Annotated in this window: 9 protein-coding genes; 2 read left to right on the top strand and 7 right to left on the bottom strand. The window is 69.5% G+C overall.

Going from position 1 to position 6,763, the window contains the following annotated elements; all coding sequences use genetic code 11:
- Window positions 1-55: 55 nt before the first annotated feature.
- The 6 genes from ACFWPJ_RS18405 to ACFWPJ_RS18380 form a co-directional block, all read right to left on the bottom strand.
- Complete coding sequence (locus ACFWPJ_RS18405; protein ID WP_378852840.1) at window positions 56-769, bottom strand: MBL fold metallo-hydrolase; 714 nt, start codon at window positions 767-769, stop codon at window positions 56-58.
- 131 nt (window positions 770-900) lie between these two features.
- Window positions 901-1,650: an adenosylcobinamide-GDP ribazoletransferase gene (locus tag ACFWPJ_RS18400; RefSeq protein ID WP_378852846.1), complete on the bottom strand. Its 750-nt coding sequence runs from the start codon at window positions 1,648-1,650 to the stop codon at window positions 901-903.
- A gap of 14 nt (window positions 1,651-1,664) precedes the next feature.
- Window positions 1,665-2,735 (bottom strand): nicotinate-nucleotide--dimethylbenzimidazole phosphoribosyltransferase, encoded by a 1,071-nt coding sequence (gene cobT / locus ACFWPJ_RS18395; RefSeq protein ID WP_378852838.1) that lies wholly within the window; start codon window positions 2,733-2,735, stop codon window positions 1,665-1,667.
- Between the two features lie 80 nt (window positions 2,736-2,815).
- Window positions 2,816-3,352 (bottom strand): bifunctional adenosylcobinamide kinase/adenosylcobinamide-phosphate guanylyltransferase, encoded by a 537-nt coding sequence (cobU, locus tag ACFWPJ_RS18390; protein WP_378852836.1) that lies wholly within the window; start codon window positions 3,350-3,352, stop codon window positions 2,816-2,818.
- A 95-nt stretch (window positions 3,353-3,447) separates the two neighbouring features.
- Entirely contained in the window at window positions 3,448-4,062 is a 615-nt protein-coding gene (locus ACFWPJ_RS18385; RefSeq protein WP_378852844.1) for an alpha/beta hydrolase, read from the bottom strand.
- 28 nt (window positions 4,063-4,090) lie between these two features.
- Entirely contained in the window at window positions 4,091-5,086 is a 996-nt protein-coding gene (locus tag ACFWPJ_RS18380) for a helix-turn-helix domain-containing protein (RefSeq protein WP_378852834.1), read from the bottom strand.
- An 86-nt stretch (window positions 5,087-5,172) separates the two neighbouring features.
- Between ACFWPJ_RS18380 and ACFWPJ_RS18375 the strand changes: the two genes are divergently transcribed.
- Entirely contained in the window at window positions 5,173-5,340 is a 168-nt protein-coding gene (locus tag ACFWPJ_RS18375; RefSeq protein ID WP_378852832.1) for a hypothetical protein, read from the top strand.
- Between the two features lie 55 nt (window positions 5,341-5,395).
- Here ACFWPJ_RS18375 and ACFWPJ_RS18370 read toward each other — a convergent pair whose 3' ends face one another.
- Complete coding sequence (locus ACFWPJ_RS18370; protein ID WP_378852830.1) at window positions 5,396-6,055, bottom strand: DUF3043 domain-containing protein; 660 nt, start codon at window positions 6,053-6,055, stop codon at window positions 5,396-5,398.
- 257 nt (window positions 6,056-6,312) lie between these two features.
- On the opposite strand from ACFWPJ_RS18370, the gene ACFWPJ_RS18365 reads away from it, so the two are divergent.
- Complete coding sequence (locus ACFWPJ_RS18365) at window positions 6,313-6,669, top strand: HesB/IscA family protein (RefSeq protein ID WP_378852828.1); 357 nt, start codon at window positions 6,313-6,315, stop codon at window positions 6,667-6,669.
- The last annotated feature ends 94 nt before the right edge of the window (window positions 6,670-6,763 follow it).

Genomic DNA, 6,763 nt, shown 5'->3' with positions numbered 1-6,763 from the left:
CGGTGTAGGCATTCGACAAGGAGCGGGTCCCGAACGGGGCCCGCTCCTTCGTCTGTCAGCCCGGCATCAAGGCCTGCCACTGCTGCAGGGTCTGCGGGCGCAGCACGTAGTTGTTGTCGCGGATCGAAGACAGTTCGGCGCTGGGCGCCTCGGAGTACCAGTGGCCGGGGTAGACGACCGGGTTGCCGTCGAGCGCGGCCAGATGACGCAGGCTGCGGAACATCTCGTCGGAGTCGCCGCCGGGGAAGTCGGTGCGGCCGCAGCCGTCGACGAACAGGGTGTCGCCGGAGATGAGGCGGCCGTCGAACAGGAAGCACTGGCTGCCCGGGGTGTGGCCGGGGGTGTGCAGGAGTTCGATCTCCAGCGCGCCGACCTTGACCTTGTCGCCGTTGTCGTGGCCGGTCAGCTCGCTCGGCGCGATCCCGGTGGTCTGGGCGACCCAGTCCAGTTCCTGCTTGTTCACGTGCACCGCGACGCTGGTCTTCTCCAGCAGTTCGCGCACGCCACCGAGGGTGAAACCGAGCATGGTGCCGCCGACATGGTCGGGGTGGTGGTGGGTGGCGAGGACGCCGGTGACGGTCATTCCGTCGGCGGTCGCGACGTCGACCAGGTCCGATGCCTTGTACGCGGGGTCGACCACGACGGTCTCGCCGGTCTCCCGGTCGCCGATCAGATACGCGAAATTACGCATCTGCGTGGCGATCGGATCGCCGACGGCGTAATCCCGGCCGGACAGCAGCTGGCGGAAGTAGAGGCGTTCGGAAGACATGTCATCACTGTATTGCCACCAGTGTGCTGGAGCAGCACCCGAGTACCGATGAGCGGACGGTCTGTGGGACCACACAACCGGCGGCGCCCCGGAATTATGATCAGTGCAGGTTTCAGATTGCGGGGCTCGTTCTATCCTGCGAGTGAGAAGCCAACGGCCGCAAGTGAAACCGTGATTTCGACCGCAGCGCCGAGCACGTCACCGGACAATCCGCCGAATCGCCGGACGCTGTGCCGGGTGATCAGCACCGACACAGCGAGGACCGTGACGGTGACGAGCGGGCCCAGCCAAAGGTTGCCAGGGACCGCGAAAACCGACCAGCCGGTGGCCGGTACCGACCAGACCAGCACCGGGGCGAGGGGTTGGGTGCCCGCCACCAGGGTGCCGAAACTCGAGTCCGGCGCCGCTTGGATGCCGCGCCGGCAGGCGAGAACGACGGCGACCCGGCCGAGCGTCACGGCGAGCGCGATAGCGAGCCAGCGGCCCTCGTCGGCGAGGGCGGCGAACGCGCCGGCCTGGATCGCGATGGCGAAGATCAGCGCGGCGACGCCGAACGGACCGGCCCCGCCGGACTTCATGATCTGCCTGGCCCGCTCGGGCGGGCCGTAGCTGCCGAGGCCGTCGGCGGTGTCGGCGAGCCCGTCCAGATGCATGCCGCGGGTGAGCAGGGCCAGCATCCCGACGGTGAGCAGTCCGGCCAGCAGGGTGGTGAGACCGGCCGCGACCGACAAGCGCATCGCCGCCGCGGCGAGACCGCCGAGCACCAGGCCCACCAGCGGTGCGAGCGCGATGGCATGGCCCGCGGCCCGGCGATCGACGGTGTCGGGCCCGTTGATGGGCGCGACGGTGAGCCAGGAAACGGCCAGCCGCACGCTGTTCACGACGTGCCCCGAGCTCACTTGACCAGGTCGATGGCGTCCGGCTCGTCGGCCGTGCTGACGCCCGCATCCGCGAAGGTCGACATCTCGGCGAGGGTGGCGACGGCGGCGCGCAGGATCGGCAGGGCGGTGAGCGCGCCGGATCCCTCGCCGAGGCGCATGCCGAGGTCGATCAGCGGTTCCAGGCGCAGGTGCTTCAAGGCCAGGTCGTGGGCGGGTTCGGTGGAGCGGTGGCCGGGCAGCCACCATTCTTTGGCGCCCGCGGCGATGTCCTCGGCGACCAGCGCGGCGGCGGTGACGACGACACCGTCGAGGATGACCGGGGTCCGGCGGGTCGCGGCCTGGGCCAGGAATCCGGTCATGGCCGCGAAGTCGGCGCCGCCCGCGACGCGCAGCAGGTCGACGGGATCCTTGGCGACGGGACGGGCGCGGCGCATGCCGTCGCGGATGGCGGCGACCTTGCGGGCCCAGCCCGCGTCGTCGACGCCGGTGCCGCGGCCGACGGCGGCGACCGGCTCGGTGCCGGTGAGGGTGGCGATCAGAACGGTGGCGGGGGTGGTGTTGCCGATACCCATGTCACCGGCGATAAGCAGGTCGGCGCCCGCGTCGATTTCCTCGTCGGCGATGGCGCGGCCCGCGGCCAGCGCGGCGGTGACCTCGTCGTCGGTGAGGGCGTCCTCGCGGTCGATCGAGCCGCTGCTCCGGCGCACTTTGTGCTGGGAGACAGACGAATCGGTGTCACCCGCGACGGCGATATCGGCGACCCGCACCGTCGCGCCCGCGACCGCGGCCAGCGCGTTCACCGCCGCGCCGCCCGCCAGGAAGTTGGCCACCATCTGCCCGGTGACCGCGCTCGGATACGCCGAGACACCGTGTTCGGCGACCCCGTGATCCCCGGCGAACACCACTACGCGGGCCCGCTCGAACTGCTTGGGCGGGCACACACCCTGGCAGGCCGCGATCCAGTTGCCGAGTGTCTCGAGCCGTCCCAGCGATCCGGCCGGCTTCGTGAGCTGCGTCTGGCGCTGCTCGGCCGCCGCGCGCACCTGCGCGTCCGGGGCCGCGACAGGTCCGAATCCATGAGTCACTGGGAAGCCTTTCGACAGTGGTGCCTGGTGTCGACGCTCATCTTGCCCGGATCACGGTGCGTCGCGCCGACCGACCCGGCTCATTTCAGCCGGACCGGCAGCCCGGCGACGATGAGGAAAGCCTCGTCGCACACTTGCGCGAGCCGCTGGTTGAGCGTGCCGATCTCGTCGCGGAACAACCGGCCCGAGCGGGTCGCCGGGATGACACCCATCCCGACCTCGGGCGAGACGATCACCAGCCGCTGCCGGTAGGCGTCGACGGCCGCGACGAGCGCGTCGCAGTCGGGGGCAACGGTGCCGCGCGGGGCATCCCAGGCGGCGCGGGCGTCGAGGCGGGCGGTGAGCCAGGTGCCGATGTCGTCGAGCAGGGTCGCGGGCGCCTCGGTGGCGAGAACCGTTGCGGGCTCGGTGTTCTCGACGGTCGACCAGTGCGCGGGACGGCGCTCGCGATGGCCCGCGATCCGCTCGGCGAAATCATGGTCGGCCGGATCGAGAACCGCGGTCGCCAGGTAACGAACCGCGGGCGCGTCGGCTACCAGATTCTCGGCGAAGGCCGACTTGCCGGAGCGGGCGCCGCCGAGGACGAGGGTACGGACAGGCGTGACGCTGACTGGCATTCCAGCACCGTAGCAAGCGCTGCGCTGACCGTTCACCAGTCGGGTTCGTGGTCGGATTACGCGCCGGATTGTCGATCAGTGAACGCTGAGCGCGGTCAGTTCGCCCCGAGTGCATTCAGAATCATCGGGCGCGCGGTGGCGAGGGACTGCTGCCAGTACGGCCAGGTGTCGGTGCCGTTGCCGAAGTCGACGCGGGCGGGGATGCCGAGGGCGGCGGTCCGGTCGCGGAAGATGCTCGCCGTGATCACGGCGAACGCTTCGATCCCGGCCGCGGTGATCGTGTTGCCGACGGCGCTCGGCAGGTCGAGCGGGCCGGGGACACCGTTTCCGCTGGTGACGTAGACGGGCTGGCCACGCAGCCGTTCGGCCTGGACGGTGGCGTCGTTGCGGCTCCAGGTGGGATCGCCGACGGCGCCCCACATGTCGTCGACATCGAAGCCGCCCTCGTGGAGCATGGCGGCGCGCATGGCCTGGTTCCACATCGGATAGGTCGGGTTGAGGAACCCGGAGAACGATCCGGCGAAGCGGAACTGGTCGCGATGGTGGGCGGCCAGGGTCAGCGCGGCATTGCCGCCCATGGAGACGCCGACGATCGCGTTGTTGGTGCGGGAGACGCCGTATCCGGCCAGGAAGTCGGGCAGCTCGCGGGTGAGGAAGGTTTCCCACTTGTAGGTCGTGGCTTGCTGATTGGTGCTGCTCGGGCGGAAAATCGCGCCGACCGAATCGTGGTGGTGTCGCTCAACGCTCGGGGCGGTCGCCGGCAGCCGGCTCGGGGGTAGGGGCGCCGAAGCGGCGGCGGTATTCGGTGGGGGCGATGCCGACCTGGCGCTGGAAGTGGTGGCGCAGCAGGGCGCCGGAGCCGAAGCCGGACTGGTCGGCGATGCGCTCGAGCGGCATGTCCGTCGCCTCGAGGAGATGCTTGGCGAACAGGACGCGCTGGGTGGTGAGCCATTTGACCGGGGTGGTGCCGGTCTCGGCGGCGAAGCGGCGGGCGAAGGTGCGGGTGGACATGCTCGAGCGGGCGGCCAGCTCGTCGACGGTGTGCGGGTGGGCGAGATTCTCGGTCAGCCAGGTCAGGGTGGTCGACAGGCCCTCGGACCGGCATTCCGGGACCGGCTGCTCGATGAACTGGCGCTGACCACCGTCGCGCTGCGGCGGGACGACCATGCGGCGGGCGATGCCGTTGGCGGCGGCGGTGCCGATCTCGCGGCGGACCAGGTGCAGGCAGGCATCGATGCCCGCCGCGGTGCCCGCGCTGGTGATCAGGTTTCCCTCGTCGACGAACAGCACATCCGGGTCGACGGTGGCGGCGGGGAACTGGGCGGCGAGGATGTCGACGTAGCGCCAGTGGGTCGTGCACTTGCGGCCGTCCAGCAGCCCGGCTTCCCCGGCCAGGAACGCGCCGGAGCAGACGGTCAGGACGATCGCGCCCGCGTCCGATGCCGCGCGGACCGCCTCGACGACCCGCTCGTCGTAGCTGTGGCCCAGGCTGAACGGGAAGGCGGGAATGGCGACGAGATCGGCGTGCACGAGCTCGTCGAGGCCGTACTCGGGCGTCACCGTGACGCCGGGGGTGGTGGAGCGCAGTGGCTTGCCGGGCGTGGTGCCACAGACCTTGAAGTCGAAGCCGGGCAGGCCGTCGGCGGTGCGGTCGAGCCCGAAAACCTCACAGACGACGCCGAATTCGAACATGGCGAGTTTGTCGTTGAGGACGACGGCGACCTTCGACAGCATCACCCCATGCTATCTGGCTGAATCTTTACGCACAATGACAGAACAGCCACTTTCGGCCGAAAAGCGGCGAGCGCAAAATTTCTGCCATGGTTACTTTCTTGATCGTCCTCGCCGCCATCGTCGGACTCGCCGTCCTCATCGGCCGCGGTACCGCCGGATCGACCGGGGTCGTCGACCGGGACGCCCAGCGGATCGACGCCGAACTGTCCGCCATCGCCGGTTATGCGAACTACATCCGGCCCGGCCACCACTGAACGCGCGAATGCCGCCCCACCCGGCGGGTGGAACGGCATTCGTGACAGGGAGAACTCAGACGGCGTCGCCGGGGCCGACTCGCGGCTTGGGCGCGCGCATCTTGCGGATCTGCGAGGCGCGGACGAACGCGTACCAGCCCAGCTTGAAGCCGGTGTCGGTGGTGTCGGGGAATCGCTCGATCACCCGGTTGTTCACGATCTTGCCGAGCACGAAGCCCTCGATGATCATGAACACCATCATGACCAGCATCGCGAGGGTGACGATGGTCTGCAGACCCGGCGCGACGAACATCGACATGATCAGCACCAGCGCCATCGGCATGAACAGGCCGACCAGGTTGCGGCGCGCGTCGACCAGATCGCGCACGTAGGCGCGGACCGGGCCCTGATCGCGCGGCAGCAGGTACTTGTCCTCGCCGGCCAGCATCCTGGCGCGGCGATCCTGCACGGCGGCGCGGCGGTCGGCCGCGGCGGCCTTGCGGTCTGCCTTGGTGCCCTTGGTGGCCTTGCGGCGGGCGCGGGCTTCCTTGGAGGTCATCGGGGCGGGCGCGACCGGGCCGCGCCGTTTGCCTTCGGCGTCACGCCTTTTCGGCGTCGGGCGACCCTTGCCCGGGGTGTTGGAGGCGGGTGCGGCAGCGGTCTGTTCGACGTCCGGCACCGAGGGGTCGACGGACTCGTCGATGGTGCTGGACTCGTCGCGACGGAACAATTTCACGTTCACCAGGCTATTCGATGGTGCCGACCATCGGGAAATGCGGTCCGGTCCGCGGTGCGCCCGGTCTCATCGCCGCTACTGTGAGACCCCGGTCACGCCGGTCCGGCGGGTACTGTGGGGCGAACCACCCAGGTCGAATCCACGCTGCGTGGCGGGGGTGGCAAAATAGGAATAGCAGCTGCCGCGATGGTGTTGAAATCAGTCGTGCGCTGTGCACCTGAGGTCCGTTTCACGGGCCGGCCGACTTAGGAGTGTCCATGACTGTGCAGAACGAGACCGCCACCGAGACCCACGGTGCGACGCTGACCGACGCTGCCGCCCTCAAGGCGAAGGCGCTGCTCGACCAGGAAGGTCGCGACGACCTGGCCCTGCGTATCGCCGTGCAGCCGGGTGGTTGTGCCGGTCTGCGCTACCAGCTCTTCTTCGACGATCGCGTCCTCGACGGTGACATCGTCGTCGAGTTCTCCGGCGTGAAGCTGGCCGTCGACCGCATGAGCGCCCCCTACATCCAGGGCGCCTCGATCGACTTCGTCGACACCATCGAGAAGCAGGGCTTCACGATCGACAACCCGAACGCCACCGGCTCCTGCGCCTGCGGCGACTCGTTCAACTGAGGTTGGGGCGCCCACGCCGTGGAAAACGCTGTGGTTGCGCGGAGGTGAACCAGCGGAGGTAGCGGCTTGCTACCGTTGAAGTCCGGGATCTGAT

Source organism: Nocardia sp. NPDC058497, assembly GCF_042720195.1.
Taxonomy (GTDB): domain Bacteria; phylum Actinomycetota; class Actinomycetes; order Mycobacteriales; family Mycobacteriaceae; genus Nocardia.
The sequence above is the reverse complement of the archived record's forward strand: the minus strand, read 5'-3'. Positions and strand labels throughout refer to the sequence as shown.